This window comes from Mycobacterium sp. 852013-50091_SCH5140682 (genome assembly GCF_001665685.1).
Classification (GTDB): Bacteria; Actinomycetota; Actinomycetes; order Mycobacteriales; family Mycobacteriaceae; genus Mycobacterium.
In genome coordinates this window covers 245,597-259,829 of sequence record NZ_LZTB01000011.1, presented here as the reverse complement: position 1 = coordinate 259,829, position 14,233 = coordinate 245,597, and the positions used below count along the sequence as shown (strand labels likewise).

Sequence of the window (14,233 nt, the reverse complement as noted above, 5' to 3'; positions counted from 1 at the left end):
GAGGAACTCGCCGGAAAAACTAGACCAGCCAGACCGCGGTGTCCGGGGGCACTGTGCCGTCGACGAGCGGTCCACTGGCCAGCAGCACCTCACCGGCAGGTAGCGGTAACGCAGTGGCGCCCGCGTTGAGCACACACACCAGCCCACCGGGCCTGCGGAACGTCAGATCGTCGAGCCAGTCGATGCCGTTGCCGTTGAATTCGCTTCGGCTGCCGCGCAATTGCAGCGCCTGCCGATAGAACGCCAGCGTGGAATCGGGGTCGTGCTCTTGCGCTGCGACCGTGAGGGTGGCCCAGTCGGCCGGAATGGGCAGCCACGTATCGGAATTGGTGGAGAAGCCGAACGGCGGTTCGGAACCCTGCCACGGCATCGGCACGCGGCAGCCGTCGCGCCCGCGTTCGGTGTGGCCGGAGCGTTCCCACACGGGATCCTGCAACACGGCATCGGGCAGCTCGACGTTGGGCAGGCCGAGTTCCTCACCGTTGTAGATGAACACGGCACCCGGTAGGGCCAGCATCACCAGCGCCATGGCTCGGGCCCGGGCCAGCCCGCGGGCACCGCCGCCGTAGCGGGTGACCTCGCGCTCGACGTCGTGGTTGGACAGCGTCCAGGTCGGGGTGGCACCGGCCAGTGCCGCCGCGGCCAATGCGTTGTCGATCGCGTCGCGAATCTCGTCGGCGTCGTAATCGGCTTGCACCAGACGGAAATTGAAGCCGAGGTGAAGCTCGTCGGGGCGGAGGTATTTCGCGAACTGCTCGTTGCCGCGCACCCACACTTCCCCGACGGTCACCGCGTCGGGATAGCCGTCGAACACGGTCCGGATGAACCGGTGGATGTCGTGGACGCTCTCGTTGTCGAATCGCGGGTCGTCGTCACTGTTGCGCAGCACCGCGGTGTCGACGACCGACATGTCGGGCAGGCCCGGCGGTTTGGCCATGCCGTGGGCCACGTCGATACGGAATCCGTCGACTCCGCGGTCCAACCAGAACCGCAGCGTTTTCTCCAGATCGTCGAACACCTCGGGGTTGTCCCAGTTCAGATCGGGCTGCGACGCGTCGAACAGGTGCAGGTACCACTGCCCGGGGGTGCCGTCGGGTTCGGTGACGCGAGTCCAGGCCGGGCCGCCGAAGATCGAAACCCAGTTGTTGGGCGGCACCGACCCGTCGGGGCCGCCGCCGTCGCGGAAGATGTAGCGATCCCGGCGGGCCGGATTGGTGAGCGCCTCGACGAACCATGGGTGTGCCGAGCTGGTGTGGTTGGGCACCAGATCCATCGTGATCCGGATGCCGCGGGCGTGGGCCGCGTCCAGCAGTCGGTCCAGCGCATCGAGGCCGCCGAACAGGGGGTCGACATCGCGGGGGTCGGCGACGTCGTAACCGTGATCGGCCATCGGCGAGACCATCACCGGGTTGAGCCACAGCGCGTCGACGCCGAGGGAGCTCAGATAGTCCAACCCGGCGGTCACCCCGTCGAGATCGCCCACCCCGTCGCCGTTGCTGTCGCGAAACGAGCGCGGGTAGACCTGGTAGAACACCGCGTGCTCCCACCATGTCGCCATCAGAACGCCGAGTTGACCATCGCGTCTGCGGCCATCTCGAGGTAATCCAGCAACGCCTTGCGATGGGTGTCGTCCAGCGTTGCCGAGTCGACCGACGCCACCGCGGTGTGCATGCACCGCAGCCACGCGTCGCGTTCCAGCAGGCCGATGCGGAAGGGTGCGTGCCGCATCCGCAGCCTCGGGTGTCCGCGCAGATCCGAGTAGGTCCGCGGCCCGCCCCAGTACTGCTCCAGGAACATCCGCAACCGCTCCTCGGCGCCGTCGATGTCGTCCTCGGGGTACAGCGGCAGCAGGATTTCGTCCTCACGGACCAGCTGGTAGAACCGCGACACGATGGTTTGGAAGGTGTCGTGGCCACCGACCTCGTCGTAGAAGGTTTGTTGAGCCTGCGTCACGCACCCCATTGTGCCGATCGTTCCCAGTTGGCGCTCAGGGCGGTCTCGTCACCTGGTGTTCATGGGACTGACCAGCTGACACCCAAAGAATTATCGTGCGATCGGCCTGGATCCGTGGTGGACTGTGTGCTCGGAGGCTCTATGGCGCACAGCAAAAAAGGCCACTCACGACGGACCGGTCACATATCCGGCCCTTCGGGGCCTCACGCGCCAAATCGGCCGCTGCACAGCGTCGAGACACTGGCCCCGGCGACCCCCGACGCATCGGTGTGGGGCCGTCGCCGGGTTCTGCTGCTCAACTCGACCTACGAACCGCTGACAGCGCTGCCGCTGCGCCGGGCGGTGATCATGCTGATGTGCGGCAAGGCCGACGTCGTGCACGACGACCCGGCCGGGCCGCTGATCCATTCCGCGACCCGCACCATAGTCGTACCGTCGGTGATTCGGCTGCGCACGTTCGTGCGGGTGCCGTACCGGGCGCGTATCCCGATGACCCGGGCCGCACTGATGCACCGCGACCGCTTCCGCTGCGCCTACTGCGGGGCACGGGCCGACACCGTCGACCACGTGGTGCCGCGCAGCCGTGGTGGCGAGCACTCGTGGGAGAACTGTGTGGCCGCCTGTGCGGCATGCAATCACCGCAAGGCCGACAAGCTGCTGGCGGAGCTCGGCTGGTCGCTGCGCACGGTGCCGATGCCGCCGAAAGGCCAGCACTGGCGGCTGTTGTCGACCATCAAGGACCTCGATCCGGCCTGGGTTCGGTACCTGGGTGAAGGCGCGGCGTAGCGGAGTGTTCACTGTCGGCGCGTCCGGCCCGTGCGGCTGATACGGTTTGGCCGTGAGCACAGCACTTACCCATTCCCTCCTCGGAGGGGTTCCGCTGTTGTTGTTCGTGATCCTGGCGCTGATCTTCCTGACCCGCAGGGGACCGCACCCGGCCACCTACAAGATGTCGGACTCGTGGACCCACGAGCCGATCCTGTGGGCAGCTGCCGAGCCTGCCGACCATGGGCACGGCGGCCACGATTCGCACGGAGTGACCATTGGAGGTGGCGCAAGTGGCAAGTGGTAGCCAAACAGGTGTCGTCGCAACTGTCGCGCCCGGTGAAATCGACCTGCCCTACGGCTACGCGATCACATCCAGCGGACGGATCTCCGGGGTCACCGAACCCGGCGAGCTGTCGGTGCACTACCCCTTCCCGACGATGGATCTCGTGGTCCTCGACGACGCGCTGAAGTACGGCTCGCGCGCCGCCAAGGCCCGCTTCGCGGTCTACATCGGTGGGCTCGGTGCTGACACTGCTGCCACGGCCCGCGAGATCCTGGCCAAGGTGCCGACCCCGAACAACGCGGTGCTCTTGGCGGTGTCGCCTGACCAGCACGCGATCGAGGTCGTCTACGGCGCCGACGTGAAGGGCCGTGGCATCGAAGAGGCCGCACCGCTGGGTGTCTCCGCGGCTGCCGCCTCGTTCAAGGAAGGCAACCTGATCGACGGGCTGATCAGCGCTGTGCGGGTGCTGTCCGCCGGCGTTTCCCCCGCCTGACCTGACCTCTGCACGACCTCTGCACCGCGAGCGTGCGGGTCTGTTGCTCGACACGCCGCATTACGCGCTAGATCCCGGTATCGAGACCACGGTTTCGATACCGGGATTTCTGCTTTCCAGAACAATTGAACGGCCTCCTACACACCACGAGCGTGCACGAACTGCTGCCTGAACACGGTGTGTCGGCCGGCAGACGCGCACGCTCGCGGTGGTACGGGACCTAGCGACGAGACCTAGCCTGCGTCGAACGCGCGGGCGCGCAGTGAGCGCTCCACGCCGGCACGGCCTTCCAGGACCAGGCGGCGCAGCGCAGGCGGCACCTCCGGATCGGACAGGAACGTGTCCGCCGCGTCCAGCCCGTTCTGGCTGATGTCCCATGACGGGTACAGGCCGATGACGACGGTCTGGGCGACCTCGCTGGACCGGCGCTCCCACACCCCCGAGATCGCCGCGAAGTAACGCGTGGTGAACGGCGTGAGCAGCTCCTCCTGGCCCGGCTGCACGAAACCACCGACGATCGCGCGGGTGGTGATGTTGGCCAGCGCGTCGTCCTCGATGACCTCTTCCCACGCGGCCGCCTTCACGACGTCCTGCGGCCGGGCGGCCGCTGCGGCAGCGGCGTGACGCTTGCCTGCGGCGGTCGGGTCATTCTGGGCCTCGGCGTCGATGAACGGCGTTTCGGGACCGTCGGCGTCGAGGTGCCCGGAGCGGGCCAGCGCGGTGACGATGCGCCAGCGCAGATCGGTGTCGATCACCAGACCGGCCAGGTTCACCGCGGCCGGCTCGTTGTCGAGCAAAGTCGAGAGGACGGCGACGTGGTTGGGGGCCAGCACCGACGAGCACAGCGCGTTGACGAAGGCCAGCTGGTGATCAGAACCCGGGGCAGAGTCCCGCGCCAGATCGAGAAGCGCATCGCCGAATGCCGGCCAGCCGATCTCGTGCGCCCACGTGGGATCGGCGTAGGAACTGAGTGCGGTTTGGGCCTGCAGCAGCAGCCGCTGTGCGACGCCGACTTCGGATTCGGCGTGCAGCCCGCTCATCACCAGGGCCACGAAGTCGCGGGCCCGCAGCTCGGCCTCGCGGGTCATTTCCCATGCTGCCGACCAGGCCAGCGTCCGGGGCAACGAATCGGCGATGTCCGCGATCCGGGAGAGCACGGTCCGCAGTGACACCGGGTCCAGCCGCAGCGAGCAGTAGGTCAGATCGTCGTCGTTGACCAGGATCAGCTGGCCGCGCGAAATCCCGACGAGCTCCGGCACTTCGGTGACCGGCCCGTCGATGTCCAGCTCCACGCGATGCACGCGGGTCAGCCTGCCCGAGCCACCGTCGTCGTAGATGCCGATGGCCAGGCGGTGCACCCGAGTCTCGCCGGCTCCCGGGGCGGCCCCGGACTGGGTGACGGCGAAGCGGGTGAACGCACCCGACTCGTCGACATCGAAATCGGCGCGCAGCGTGTTCAGCCCCGTCGTCCGCAGCCACTGTCGGCCCCAGCCGGACAGATCACGCCCCGACGACTTCTCCAGCGCGCCCAGCAGGTCGGCGAAGGTGGCATTCGAGAATGCGTGGTCGCGGAAGTAGTCCCGCAGACCGGCCAGGAACTGTTCGAGCCCGACGTAGGCGACAAGCTGCTTGAGCACCGAAGCGCCCTTGGCGTAGGTGATGCCGTCGAAGTTGACCTCGACGGCGGCCAGGTCGGGGATGTCGGCCGCGACGGGATGGGTCGACGGCAATTGGTCCTGCCGGTAGGCCCAGGACTTCTCGACGTTGGCGAACGTGGTCCACGCCGCGGTGTACTCGGTGGCCTCGGCCTGGCACAGCACCGACGCGAACGTCGCGAAGGATTCGTTGAGCCACAGGTCATCCCACCACTGCATGGTGACCAGGTCGCCGAACCACATGTGGGCCATCTCGTGCAGGACGGTCTCTGCGCGGCGTTCGTAGGAATACCGGGTGACCTTGGAGCGGAAGACGTAGTCCTCGAGGAACGTCACCGCGCCGGCGTTCTCCATGGCGCCCGCATTGAATTCCGGGACGAACAGCTGGTCGTACTTGCCGAACACGTAGGGCGTGCCGAAGTTCTTGTGGTAGAAGCCGAATCCCTGCTTGGTCTCGGTGAACAGTCGCTCGGCATCCATGAACTGGGAGAGCGACTTGCGGCAGAACAGGCCGAGCGGGATCGTGCCGTGGTCGTCGGAGTACTCGTCACGCCACACCGCGTAGGGCCCGGCGATAAGCGCTGCGAGGTAGGTGCTCATCTTCGGTGTGGTGGCGAAGACGTGAACCTTTGCGCTGCCGGAGGTTTCAGCGGAAACCGGTGCCCCGTTGGAGATCACCTCCCAGTGCGACGGCGCAGTGACCTGGATGTCGAAGGTCGCCTTGAGATCCGGCTGATCGAAGCAGGCGAACATCCGCTTGGCGTCGGCGGTTTCGAACTGCGAGTACAGGTACACCTCGTTGTCGACCGGGTCGACGAACCGGTGCAGCCCTTCACCGGTGTTGGAGTACAGGCAGTCCGCGTCGACGACGAGCACGTTGTGTGCGGCCAAGTCCGGCAGGGCGATGCCGGTGGATTCGTCGTAGGTGGACGTGTCGAGCGGGACGCCGTTGAGGGTCGCGCTGTGGATCGCGTCGGCCGCGATGTCGATGTAGGTGTCGGCGCCGGCAAGCGCATCGAACTCCACCGTCGTGGTGGACCGGAAGGTGCGGTCGCCGGGCCGGCCCTCACCGTCGGTGAGGTCGAGCTCGATGCGGTAGTTGCCGACGGTGACCAGGGCGGCGCGCTCGACGGCCTGGTCGCGGGTGAGATTCGGAAGAGCCACGCGTCCAACCTATCGGCTGGCCGCGTGGCAGTCTCGGGCTACTGCCCGAAGCCGGGGAAGCCGGCGATCCCGCTCAGTGCGTTCAGCCCGCCCAGGTTGTTCAGGATGGAGCCGTCAGTGATCGACGACATCATCTGTGGGCAGTACATCTGGATGGCGATGCCGGTGAAGAACGACGCCATCTCGGGGGACATGCCATTGTTGCCCCGCATCTGGGACGCCACCGACGCGAAGTTCTTGCCGGGTTCGACGAGCATCGGGCACACCTGCTGCCCGAGCTGAACGGTCGAGCCTGGGTCGTTGTAGCCGATGCCGGCGTTGGACAGGGCGTTCAGGAACGAGTCGTTCGTGTCGGCCTGGGCGGGTACGGCCAGCGCAAGGCCGGCAGCGGCGACGACGCCCATGGTCGTCAGGAAGGCACGTGCGGCCATATTCAGCTCCTCAGCTGTCACGTAGGACACTTGCAGCGCCCCACTCACTTGGGAAACAGTGGTTCACCAGGGTCACAGGGACAACACGGTTCAATAAAGATCTGCACACTATGCGTTTCCTGTGCCACTTCCGTGACGTCGACATGCTTATCGCAACACGCGGTGCGATGGTTACCACCGACTCGGGGAACACTCTATGCGGGTGCGCAGTTGTGCTGGACGGAGCTCTGGCCCGAACCCTCGAGAGGACGCATTGATGACTGAGAAAGACGTTGCAGGATTCTGGTTCGACCCGCTGTGCCCGTGGTGCTGGATCACCTCGCGCTGGATCCTGGAGGTCCAGAAGGTCCGCGACATCGACGTGCAGTTCCACGTGATGAGCCTGGCGGTGCTCAACGAAGGCCGCGACCTTCCCGAGAACTACGTCGAGCTCATGAAGAAGGCCTGGGGCCCGGTGCGGGTGGCGATCGCCGCTGAGCAGCTCAAGGGTCAGGAGATCCTCGCGCCGCTCTACACCGCGATGGGAACCCGCATCCACAATCAGGACAACAAGGACTTCGACGCCGTGATCAAGGAGTCGCTCGAAGAGGTCGGCCTGCCGGCCGAACTGGCCGAGGCGGCCACCACGGACAAGTACGACGAGGCGCTGCGCAAGAGCCATCACGAGGGGATGGACGCGGTCGGTGATGACGTCGGCACCCCGACCATCCACGTCAACGGCGTGGCCTTCTTCGGTCCGGTGCTCTCGAAGATCCCGCGCGGGGAAGAAGCAGGCAAGCTCTGGGACGCGTCGGTGACCTTCGCGTCGTACCCGCATTTCTGGGAGCTCAAGCGCAGCCGCACCGAGGCGCCGGAATTCGACTGAGCGGGTCTGGCCGGGCCGGCCTCAGCACGGCGCGGCGAACGTTGGGTTGCTGCCATATCGGTGCAGCCTCTCGTGATCGAGCGTGACACCGAGGCCGGCCCCCTCCGGCACGGCCAGCATCCCGTCGCTGTCGAGATCCCATCCACCGCACACAAGTTCGTCGATGTAGGCCGACCCGGTCTTGTACTCGACGAGGTCGGTCGCGGCCAGAGCCGAGGCCAGGTGCAGGTCCGCGGCCAGGCCGATCGCGGTGTTCCAACCGTGCGGTATCAGCCGGACGCCGCGGTCCTGGGCGGCCCAGCCGATGCGGCGTGACTCGCTCAGACCGCCGCCCTTGGTGGTGTCGGGCTGCACGATGTCGAACGCGCCTGCATCGAGGAACGGCATGAACGCCTGACGCCGGGTCAGCACTTCACCTCCGCTGATCGGCACCTTGGAGTGCCTTCTCAACTCCACGAATCCGTCGACGTCGTCGGGGGCCAGCGCTTCCTCGAACCATGCGACGCCATAGTCGGCCAGCATGTCGGCGGTGCGCTTGGCCCACGACAAGCCACCGGGAAAGAACGCTTCCGAGCCGCCCGCGTCGACGGCCAAGAGTCGCTCGCCCACGATTTCTCGGGCCGCGGCGACTGTGCGCTCGTCGGTTGCGCTGTCCACTCGGCCGAACTTCCACCAGCCGATCTTGAACGCCGTGAAGCCTTCCTCCACGAGCGCCGACAGGTTCTCGGTCATGACCGGCGCCTCGTCCATGAGCACCGAGGCGTAGGGCCGCACCCGCTCCCGGTAGCGACCGCCGAGCAGTCGTCCGACAGGTTGTCCGAGGGCCTGGCCGGCCAGATCCCACAGCGCGATGTCGATCGCACTGGTCGCGTGCGTGAGCGAGCCGCCGCGCCCCATCCAGAACGCACTCTGGTGCAGCGTCTCGGTGAGCCGCTCGGCTTCCAGCGCACTCCGCCCGATCAGTTGCGGCGCAAGTACATCCACGGCGGCGGACACCAGGCCTTCGGTGGTGAACGCGCTGCCTACTCCCACGAGCCCGCCGTCCGTGTGGACGGCGACGAGGGTGTGCACGACGTCGTCGGGACGCAGTTCGTTGGACCAACCGCCCTCGGGGGTGGCGCCGCGCAAGCCACACGTCTGAATGCCGGTGATTTTCATGGTTTTTGGTGCTCCTCGGGTGGTGTTGTGGTCGTGGACGTCACGGCCGGTGGGTGAGCATGAGTCCGGGCCTGCGGCCGGTGTGCGTGGCGTCGGTGACGACGGGTGCGCCGTTCACCCAGACATGGCGGGCCGCGTCGGCGTATCGCTGGGGAAGACTCCAGGTGTCGGTGCGTTCGATGATCGCCGGATCGAACACGACAACGTCCGCGAACGCGCCGGTGCACAGTTCACCCCGGTCGTGCATGCCGAAGTGCTCGGCGACCATGCCGGTCATCTTGTGGATCGCCGTCTCCAGGGACAGGGTGCCTGCCGGCACGTGGTGCGCGAGATAGTGCGTATGTCCGTGGTAGAACAGCGGATTGCGGGTACGGCCGGCGAGTGGACCGGGCCGGCACGTGGTGAACGCATCGACTCCGAGCAGGAAGTGGTCGTGGGCGATCGCTTCTGTGAGATGGCTCGGAGCGAACAACTCGCCGATCAACTGGACGCTGCCCATGTCGGGCCCGGCCGCGGTGAGGATGTCAAACAGGCAGTCCCACTCGTCGGCGCCGTGACGTTCGGCGATCTCGGGAAACGACAGGCCTTCCCATTCGGGATGGGTTGCGCTGACGCCCAAGCGGACTCGGTGCCACTGGCCGCGGTGCACGAAACGCCAGTAGCGGTCGCTGTCGCGGCGCACCTGATCCCGGATCTCACGGTCGGCGAGCAGTGCCGCCGCTTCGACCGCGGGCCGCTCGGCCAGCCAGGCGGGCAGCAGGCCGGTGGCCATGCCGATGCCGTGCGGGTAGGGCGTCATGTCGGCCAACACGTCAGTCCCGCGCCGGCGTTCGGTGACGACCCGTTCGGCGGCGCGCGCCCACGCGCCCGGGTGGGCGCCGGTGTCGTGGCGGACGTTGAGATGAGACAGCTGGGCACGCACGCCACCGCGTGCGACGACGTCGAAGAACTCCGCGACCGCGGTGTCGAGATCTGCATCGCGATTGCGGATATGGCTGGCGTACATGCCGTTACGCTTGCCTGCCACGCGCGCGAGCGCGACGAGTTCCTCGGTGGCGGCGAATCGCCCTGAACCGTATTCGAGTCCGCTGGAGAATCCGATCGCACCCGCGTCCATCGCCTCCTCGAGCAGGCGGGCCTGTTCACGCAGTTGGTCGGTGGACTGGCGCGCCGCACAGCGGATTGCGGTGTGCCCGACGAACCACATGAGGTTTTGTGTCGTCCGACCTGAGTGCACACGTTGCACCAAGTCGCCGAAACCGCGCCAATCGACCGGGCCGTCGTAACCCATCGCGCGTAGTGCACCTGCTGTTGCATCGACGTCGGTCTCCGTGAGGGGGGCGTGGGTGACGCCGCAGTTACCGACCACCTCGGTGGTCACACCCTGGTGGATCGTGCTGAATGCGTCAGGATTGCCCAGCACCGACCAGTCGCTGTGGCTGTGTGGATCGATGAGCCCCGGTGTGACGATCATGCCGGTGCAGTCCAGCGTCGTGATCGCCCGGACATCAGCCGACAGCCCGACGAACGCGATGCGATCGGCGCGCAGGCCGACATCGGCCCGGCGTGCGGGCGCCCCTGTGCCGTCGACGATCTGGGCGCCGGTCAGCAGGTAATCCAGTGCAGGCACGTCAGAGCACCTTGCTCAGGAACTCACGGGTTCTGGATTCCCGGGGCGCGGTGAAAAGCTCGGTCGGGTCCGCGGTTTCGACGACGTTCCCCTTGTCCATGTAGATCACCCGATCGGAGACTTCGCGGGCGAACCCCATCTCATGGGTCACCACAACCATCGTCATCCCGTCGGCGGCGAGGTCTTTCATCACCGCGAGTACCTCACCGACGATCTCGGGATCCAGCGCCGAGGTGGGTTCGTCGAACAGCATGATGGTCGGGTCCATCGCCAGCGCGCGGGCGATGGCCACCCGTTGTTTCTGGCCACCCGACAACGAGTCCGGATAGACCCCTGCCTTGTCGGCCAGACCCACTCGGTCTAGCAGGGCGCGGGACCGGGCCTCGGCTTCGTTCTTGGCCCGGCCGAGCACCCGCCGCGGCGCGAGGGAGATGTTCTCCACGACCGTCATGTGCGGGAAGAGATTGAAGTGCTGGAACACCATGCCCACGTCGCGGCGCACGACGGCGAGATCTGCGGTCTGCTCCTGCGGCCCGAGCGTGTGACCGTTGACGACGATGCGGCCGTGCGAGGGTCGTTCCAGCCCGTTCATACAGCGCAGCAGGGTGCTCTTGCCCGAACCGGAGGCGCCGATGATGCACACCACCTCGCGTCGCGCGACGTGGCACGAAATACCGTGTAGCACTTCGGTGTTGCCGAAACTCAGCCGCAGCCCGTCGACCTCGATCATTTCTTCGCTCCTGTGGTGAGGGTGAGGGTGTCGCCGACTTGGGGGGCCTTGACCCGGAATCCGAGCCGACGCTCGTAGCGGCGCGCGAGCGCCGAGAGTGTGTAGCAGATGACGAAATAGCCGGCACCGACGATGAGGTAGGTGGTGATCGGATCGGCGGTCAGCGAGCTGACCACGTTGCCTGCCCTGGTCAGTTCGATCAGGCCGATCACTGCGACAAGTGAGCTGTCCTTGATCAGCACCACCAGGAATCCGACGCCGGGCGGCACGATGACCCGAGCCGCCTGTGGCAGGATCACCCAGCGCATGCGTCGTGCGTAGCTCAGCCCGAGCGCCTCGGCCGCCTCGAACTGACCGCGGGGGACGGCCTGGATGCTGCCGCGCACCAGTTCGCCGATGTAGGCCGACGCGAACACCGACAGCGCGATGACCGCGGCCCAGTACTCCGAGAGGCTGCTGCCCGGGGCGAGCAGCGGTATCCCGAAATACACGAAGAAGATGACCAGCAGCACCGGCACGCCGCGGATGACGGCCACGTACAGGGCGGTCAACCAGCGCAGGGCGCGCACTGTCCCGGTCGACATCAACCCGATGGCGATTCCCAGCCCACCGCCGAAAAGAACTGAGAGCGTGCAGATCTGAATAGTCACGAGGGCGCCATGCCAGAGCAGTGCCAGGTGTTGGGCGCCGAGTCCCTCGAACATCACGCCACCTTCCACTTGATCAATCGGGTTTCGGCGAGGCGCGATGCGCTCGCGATGAGGAGCGCGACGCCGAAGTACAGCAGACCGCCGACGGTGAAGGCCTCGATGGTGCGGAAGGTGGTCGACGTGATCCCCATCATCACGTGCATCAGATCCGGCAGTGACACCACCGACGTGATCGATGAGGCCAGGAACAGCAGGATGGTCTGATTGGTGATGGCGGGCAGGACATTTCGCATCGCCGGTGGAAACATGACCTGCCAGAACGTATCCCGCGGGCCGAGGCCGAGCGCCGCACCGGCTTCGCGCAATCCCTCAGGCACGGACTGAAACCCAGCCCGGTAGATCTCAGCCATGTAGGCGGCATTGTTGATGCTCAGCGTCAGAACGCCCGCCGCGACCGGATCGAGATTCACGCCTGCCTGCGGCAACGCGAAGTACACCAGGTACAGCTGCAGCAGCAGAGGGGTGTTGCGAATGATCTCGATGTAAGCCGTCGAGGCGATGCGTACGGCCGCCAGTTGTGCGTTGCGCCCGAGGTATAGCACGATGCCGAACGCGCCACCGGCGACGGCTGCGGCCAGGCTCACTAAGATGCTGACCGCGAGGCCTTTGGCCAGCGGCCCGAGATATGGGATGAGGTCGCCGTAGTAGAGCTGCATGGTGTGTCCTGAAATGAGTTGGTGTGCAGCCGATTACTTGATGAGCTCGGGTACGTCCATGCCGAGCCACTTGTTGTAGGACTCGTTGGCGGCCTTGCTGATGTTGTAGTTGAGGATGAAGTTGTTCAGGTAGTTCAGCCAGGTCTGGTCGCCCATCTTGACTCCGAAGGACACGAAGGACGGCGCCAGTGGGGGAGCGTCGAGGACGCGCACTGCCGCGCCCTCGCTGGCGCGAATGCCTGCCACCACGGCCGTGCTCTCCATCAGGGCGTCGACTTTTCCGCTGCGCAGCGCCTGGATCGAGTCGGCGACAGCTTCGAGCAGGCTGGGCTTGGCCTGGGGGAATTCGTTCTGCAGGATCGTCGCGGGCACGCTGCCGCGCGTCGCGGCCACGGTCCGGCCGGCCAGGTCGGAATAGCTGTGGATCGGGCTGTCGGCCGGCACGATGACCAGTTGCCCCTCGGACGCATATGGTCGAGTGAGGGCGACCACCTGGGCGCGTTCGTTGAGGTTGGTCAGCGCGGCGATGATGACGTCGGCTTTTCCGGTCTCCAGCATGGGGATTCGGCTCGCGTTTGTGGTGCTGACGAACTCGACCTGGGCACCCAGCGAATCGGCAAGCGCTCTGGCCTTGTCGATGTCGAAGCCCTGGTAGTCCCCGGAGCTGTTCATCACGCCGTAGGGAGGTGCGTCGGCGAAGACGCCGATCGTCACTTTTTTGGAGCTCAGCACCTTTGACAAGACGCTGCCCTGTGTTGTTCCGGCCTGGCCGGACGACGTGCAACCGGTCAGGACAACCGTCGTGGCTGCCAGCGCGACGAACGCCGCGCGGATCCGTGTGCGCATGAGTTTCCTTTGTTCAGAGGATGTTTCGGCTGCCGAGAGGACCATCGGGCCGATCGGCTGGAATAAATCAGAGATTATCTATAATCTGTAATCTGCGCAACAGTCGATGTGGACGTTGTCGGAAGGCTGTTCGGTGGATCGCGCTGCATAAGATTGGCGCCATCGGGCGACCCTTGCGAAGGGAGAAGGACGATTGACGGAGGACCGTTGACCAGGTCCGCGGAACCCCTGGCGGCCGCGGCCCTGTCGCCGTCGTCGCGGCGGCATCAGATTGCGGACTGGCTGCGCGAGCAGATCGTGAAGGGTGCCTTGCTGCCGGGTGCGCAGCTCAAACAGGATGTGCTGGCCGAGCATCTCGGCGCCAGCCCCGGCCCGGTGCGGGAGGCGCTGCGCCAGCTGGAAAGTGAAGGGCTGGTTCACCATATTCCCAACCGCGGGGCCTTTGTGGCCACCGTGAGCGCCGAAGAACTACTGGGGGTGTTGCTCCCGGTCCGGCTGGCCATCGAGCAGTTCGCGGTCGAGACGGCCTGCGCCGACCCCGCCGTGCTGGCCGAACTTGAGCGTCTGGTGGCGCTCATGGAAGCGGCCGCGGGCGACGACGATCTCGAACGGCTCAACGATCTCGACGTGCTGTTTCACGAGACGATCGTCAAGAGTGCGGGTTCCGAACACGCGATGCAGCTGTGGGCGAGTGTGCAGCCACGCATCCGGATGCAGATCTACCGCCTTGCGAAGCGTCATGAAACCCCGTTCGCGATCCCCGACGAACATCGTGCTCTGCTCGAGGCGATCCGGGCCGGTGGACCCGCAGGACGACGGGCGGCCCTTGACGCACACATCGTCGCCAGTGCAAAGGAGCTGCTCGCAATCGCCGAGCCTGATTAGGTGCGG

The 14,233-nt window shown here is 66.2% G+C and carries 15 protein-coding genes; 5 read left to right on the top strand and 10 right to left on the bottom strand.

Translation table 11 applies throughout. The features are described 5' to 3' along the window. Positions 1-19: 19 nt before the first annotated feature. Positions 20-1,558 (bottom strand): glycoside hydrolase family 13 protein, encoded by a 1,539-nt coding sequence (locus A5784_RS04685; RefSeq protein ID WP_064942757.1) that lies wholly within the window; start codon positions 1,556-1,558, stop codon positions 20-22. Beyond that, positions 1,558-1,962, bottom strand: coding sequence for a globin (locus A5784_RS04680; RefSeq protein WP_064942755.1), 405 nt, complete (start codon positions 1,960-1,962; stop codon positions 1,558-1,560). Before A5784_RS04680 ends, A5784_RS04685 begins: the two co-directional genes overlap by 1 nt. Before the next feature lie 132 nt (positions 1,963-2,094). On the opposite strand from A5784_RS04680, the gene A5784_RS04675 reads away from it, so the two are divergent. The 3 genes from A5784_RS04675 to A5784_RS04665 are packed head-to-tail and all read left to right on the top strand — an operon-like array spanning position 2,095 to position 3,497. Beyond that, entirely contained in the window at positions 2,095-2,739 is a 645-nt protein-coding gene (locus A5784_RS04675) for an HNH endonuclease (RefSeq protein ID WP_064942753.1), read from the top strand. Positions 2,740-2,791: 52 nt separating this feature from the next. Further along, positions 2,792-3,025 (top strand): aa3-type cytochrome oxidase subunit CtaJ, encoded by a 234-nt coding sequence (ctaJ, locus tag A5784_RS04670; protein ID WP_029372926.1) that lies wholly within the window; start codon positions 2,792-2,794, stop codon positions 3,023-3,025. Next, positions 3,012-3,497, top strand: coding sequence for a DUF5130 domain-containing protein (locus A5784_RS04665; protein ID WP_064942751.1), 486 nt, complete (start codon positions 3,012-3,014; stop codon positions 3,495-3,497). Before ctaJ ends, A5784_RS04665 begins: the two co-directional genes overlap by 14 nt. A gap of 233 nt (positions 3,498-3,730) precedes the next feature. Here the strand turns inward: A5784_RS04665 and pepN are convergent, their stop codons facing one another. Then, a complete protein-coding gene (gene pepN, locus A5784_RS04660; RefSeq protein ID WP_064942749.1) occupies positions 3,731-6,316 on the bottom strand; it encodes an aminopeptidase N in 2,586 nt (861 codons plus the stop codon). Positions 6,317-6,354: 38 nt separating this feature from the next. After that, a complete protein-coding gene (locus tag A5784_RS04655; RefSeq protein ID WP_064942850.1) occupies positions 6,355-6,747 on the bottom strand; it encodes a DUF732 domain-containing protein in 393 nt (130 codons plus the stop codon). 256 nt (positions 6,748-7,003) lie between these two features. Between A5784_RS04655 and A5784_RS04650 the strand changes: the two genes are divergently transcribed. Then, complete coding sequence (locus tag A5784_RS04650; protein ID WP_064942747.1) at positions 7,004-7,612, top strand: mycothiol-dependent nitroreductase Rv2466c family protein; 609 nt, start codon at positions 7,004-7,006, stop codon at positions 7,610-7,612. Between the two features lie 21 nt (positions 7,613-7,633). On the opposite strand, the gene A5784_RS04645 is transcribed toward A5784_RS04650, so the two are convergent. From A5784_RS04645 to A5784_RS04620, 6 genes are read right to left on the bottom strand one after another with little or no spacing between them, the layout of a single operon-like run. Continuing rightward, positions 7,634-8,770, bottom strand: a complete 1,137-nt coding sequence (locus A5784_RS04645; protein ID WP_064942745.1) for a mandelate racemase/muconate lactonizing enzyme family protein — start codon at positions 8,768-8,770, stop codon at positions 7,634-7,636. Positions 8,771-8,810: 40 nt separating this feature from the next. Beyond that, complete coding sequence (locus A5784_RS04640; protein WP_064942743.1) at positions 8,811-10,400, bottom strand: N-acyl-D-amino-acid deacylase family protein; 1,590 nt, start codon at positions 10,398-10,400, stop codon at positions 8,811-8,813. Position 10,401: 1 nt separating this feature from the next. Next, positions 10,402-11,130, bottom strand: coding sequence for an amino acid ABC transporter ATP-binding protein (locus A5784_RS04635; RefSeq protein ID WP_064942741.1), 729 nt, complete (start codon positions 11,128-11,130; stop codon positions 10,402-10,404). Beyond that, the gene (locus A5784_RS04630; RefSeq protein WP_064942849.1) at positions 11,127-11,834 is read right to left on the bottom strand and encodes an amino acid ABC transporter permease; all 708 of its coding nucleotides are present in this window, start codon (positions 11,832-11,834) and stop codon (positions 11,127-11,129) included. The genes A5784_RS04635 and A5784_RS04630 overlap by 4 nt, the downstream gene beginning before the upstream one ends. Continuing rightward, a complete protein-coding gene (locus A5784_RS04625; RefSeq protein ID WP_064942739.1) occupies positions 11,834-12,496 on the bottom strand; it encodes an amino acid ABC transporter permease in 663 nt (220 codons plus the stop codon). The genes A5784_RS04630 and A5784_RS04625 overlap by 1 nt, the downstream gene beginning before the upstream one ends. A gap of 33 nt (positions 12,497-12,529) precedes the next feature. Then, positions 12,530-13,342 (bottom strand): transporter substrate-binding domain-containing protein, encoded by an 813-nt coding sequence (locus tag A5784_RS04620; RefSeq protein ID WP_064942737.1) that lies wholly within the window; start codon positions 13,340-13,342, stop codon positions 12,530-12,532. 207 nt (positions 13,343-13,549) lie between these two features. Here A5784_RS04620 and A5784_RS04615 point away from each other — a divergent pair, with 207 nt between their 5' ends. Further along, a complete protein-coding gene (locus A5784_RS04615) occupies positions 13,550-14,227 on the top strand; it encodes a GntR family transcriptional regulator (RefSeq protein WP_064942735.1) in 678 nt (225 codons plus the stop codon). Positions 14,228-14,233: the final 6 nt, after the last annotated feature.

Bases quoted from the DNA above. Each gene is read 5' to 3' on its own strand.
- A5784_RS04685 (WP_064942757.1), bottom strand. From the start codon at position 1,558: ATGGCGACATGGTGGGAGCACGCGGTGTTCTACCAGGTCTACCCGCGC.
- A5784_RS04680 (WP_064942755.1), bottom strand. From the start codon at position 1,962: ATGGGGTGCGTGACGCAGGCTCAACAAACCTTCTACGACGAGGTCGGT.
- A5784_RS04675 (WP_064942753.1), top strand. From the start codon at position 2,095: ATGGCGCACAGCAAAAAAGGCCACTCACGACGGACCGGTCACATATCC.
- A5784_RS04655 (WP_064942850.1), bottom strand. From the start codon at position 6,747: ATGGCCGCACGTGCCTTCCTGACGACCATGGGCGTCGTCGCCGCTGCC.
- A5784_RS04650 (WP_064942747.1), top strand. From the start codon at position 7,004: ATGACTGAGAAAGACGTTGCAGGATTCTGGTTCGACCCGCTGTGCCCG.
- A5784_RS04645 (WP_064942745.1), bottom strand. From the start codon at position 8,770: ATGAAAATCACCGGCATTCAGACGTGTGGCTTGCGCGGCGCCACCCCC.
- A5784_RS04635 (WP_064942741.1), bottom strand. From the start codon at position 11,130: ATGATCGAGGTCGACGGGCTGCGGCTGAGTTTCGGCAACACCGAAGTG.
- A5784_RS04630 (WP_064942849.1), bottom strand. From the start codon at position 11,834: ATGTTCGAGGGACTCGGCGCCCAACACCTGGCACTGCTCTGGCATGGC.
- A5784_RS04625 (WP_064942739.1), bottom strand. From the start codon at position 12,496: ATGCAGCTCTACTACGGCGACCTCATCCCATATCTCGGGCCGCTGGCC.
- A5784_RS04620 (WP_064942737.1), bottom strand. From the start codon at position 13,342: ATGCGCACACGGATCCGCGCGGCGTTCGTCGCGCTGGCAGCCACGACG.